The 2,339-nt window shown below is 62.9% G+C and carries 3 protein-coding genes; all 3 read left to right on the top strand.

Annotated elements, in window-relative coordinates:
* Positions 1-99 precede the first annotated feature (99 nt).
* From ACIQJ5_RS17470 to ACIQJ5_RS17460, 3 genes are read left to right on the top strand one after another with little or no spacing between them, the layout of a single operon-like run.
* Complete coding sequence (locus tag ACIQJ5_RS17470; RefSeq protein ID WP_011113070.1) at positions 100-153, top strand: chloramphenicol resistance leader peptide; 54 nt, start codon at positions 100-102, stop codon at positions 151-153.
* Between the two features lie 21 nt (positions 154-174).
* The gene (cmx, locus tag ACIQJ5_RS17465) at positions 175-1,350 is read left to right on the top strand and encodes a chloramphenicol efflux MFS transporter Cmx (RefSeq protein ID WP_402845649.1); all 1,176 of its coding nucleotides are present in this window, start codon (positions 175-177) and stop codon (positions 1,348-1,350) included.
* Complete coding sequence (locus ACIQJ5_RS17460) at positions 1,350-2,339, top strand: IS481-like element IS5564 family transposase (RefSeq protein WP_402845647.1); 990 nt, start codon at positions 1,350-1,352, stop codon at positions 2,337-2,339. The genes cmx and ACIQJ5_RS17460 overlap by 1 nt, the downstream gene beginning before the upstream one ends.

Below are 2,339 nucleotides of genomic sequence, written 5' to 3'. Positions count from 1 at the left end.
GGGGCATGTCGAGTCCCGAATCAGACAGGTCAGGGGTTGTCGGTCACACCGCCAGCCCCTTGAACCACTAGTTACGACGCCCACGATCTGTGTGGGCGTATGTCTGGCGTACCCGGGGCGCTGGCCGTGGTGACAAGAAGAACCATTTCTTGATCTCACACCTCGGAGTACTCGATGCCTTTTGCCCTCTACATGCTTGCCCTGGCGGTCTTCGTCATGGGCACTTCAGAATTCATGCTCGCGGGATTGCTCCCCGCGATCGCGACCGAACTTGACGTCTCGGTCGGCACTGCGGGCCTGCTGACCTCCGCATTCGCAGTCGGTATGGTCGTCGGCGCGCCAGTGATGGCGGCATTCGCTCGCCGTTGGCCACCGCGGCTCACATTGATCGTTTGCCTTCTCGTGTTCGCGGGAAGCCACGTCATCGGAGCGATGACACCAGTGTTCTCTCTCCTGCTCATCACCCGGGTGCTCAGCGCTCTCGCAAACGCAGGATTCCTCGCCGTAGCACTGAGCACGGCCACTACCCTCGTGCCAGCGAACCAGAAGGGGCGTGCACTGTCGATCCTGCTCTCCGGCACGACGATCGCAACCGTCGTGGGCGTCCCCGCCGGGGCACTGCTCGGCACAGCGCTGGGCTGGCGAACGACGTTCTGGGCGATCGCCATCCTCTGTATTCCCGCGGCCGTTGGAGTCATTCGGGGCGTCACGAACAATGTTGGTCGGAGCGCGACTAGCGCGACCTCACCAAGGCTCCGTGCCGAGCTCAGCCAGTTGGCGACGCCGCGGCTCATCCTGGCCATGGCACTCGGAGCGCTGATCAACGGAGGGACCTTTGCGGCATTCACCTTCCTGGCACCCGTCGTGACCGAGACCGCGGGCTTGGCCGAAGCGTGGGTGTCCGTCGCGCTGGTGATGTTCGGCATCGGATCGTTCCTTGGCGTTACGATCGCAGGACGACTATCAGATCAACGACCTGGCCTCGTGCTCGCAGTCGGCGGACCGCTGTTGCTGACGGGCTGGATCGTGTTGGCAGTGGTCGCATCTCATCCCGTTGCGCTTATCGTCCTCGTCCTCGTTCAGGGCTTCCTGTCGTTCGGCGTCGGCAGTACTCTGATCACGCGTGTGCTGTATGCAGCATCGGGTGCGCCAACGATGGGCGGTTCGTACGCAACCGCAGCATTGAATATCGGAGCTGCAGCGGGGCCCGTGCTTGGTGCGTTCGGGCTCGCGACCGGGCTGGGGCTGCTCGCGCCGGTTTGGGTCGCTTCGGTGCTGACAGCGATCGCTCTCGTCATCATGCTTCTCACCGGACGCGCGCTTACGAAGACCGCGGCGGAGGCCAATTGATGACCCATCCGAACGCTCTTCTCACTCCTCGTGCCCGTCTCCGGTTAGCCCGGCTGATTGTCGAAGACGGCTATCCGGCCACGATCGCCGCAAAGATGTTCATGGTCTCCCCGATCACTGCCCGGAAATGGGCAGGCCGCTACCGGGAAGAGGGTGAGTTTGGGATGCAGGATCGCTCCAGCAAGCCGCACCGGATCCCAGGCAGGACGCCCGAGCATGTCAAGAAGAAGATCATCAACCTGCGCTGGCGGCTTCGACTGGGGCCAGCCCAGATCGCTGCGCGACTTGGTCTCTCGACGTCGACTGTTCACGCGGTCCTCGTCCGTTGCCGCGTGAACCGCCTCTCGCATATCGATCGTGTCACTGGCGAGTCATTGCGGCGATATGAGCATCCTCATCCGGGATCGTTGATTCATGTCGATGTTACGAAGTTCGGCAACATCCCCGACGGCGGTGGACATCGTTACGTAGGTCGGAAGCAAGGCGCACGGAACAAGCTCGCGACTCCGGGATTACCACGAGGAAAAGATCACAAGCCGCGCACCGGAACGGCGTTCGTTCACACAGTCATCGACGACCACTCCCGCGTCGCATACGTAGAAATCTGGTCGGATGAGCAGGCGAGCACAGCGGTGGGAGTTCTCGAACGCGCCGTGGCCTGGTTCGCCGAACGAGGCGTGACCGTCGAGCGAGTCCTATCCGACAACGGGTCGGCCTACAGATCCCACGCATGGAGGGACTTCTGCGCTCGGCTCGGCATCCGACACAAGCGGACACGCCCCTACCGGCCGCAGACGAACGGGAAGATCGAGCGATTCCACCGCACGCTCGGGGACGGCTGGGCCTATGCCAGGTTTTACGGTTCAGAGGCCGAACGACGCCTGGCGCTGCCCGGCTGGCTCCACTTCTACAACCACCACCGACACCACTCTGCGATTGGCGGCGTACCCTTCGACCGACTCAACAACGTCCCTGGACATCACACCTAG

The organism is Microbacterium sp. GXS0129, from assembly GCF_044769785.1.
GTDB classification, from domain to species: Bacteria; Actinomycetota; Actinomycetes; order Actinomycetales; family Microbacteriaceae; genus Microbacterium; species Microbacterium nymphoidis.
Note: the sequence above shows the minus strand (reverse complement) of the source record. Positions and strands in the feature narration are given on the sequence as shown.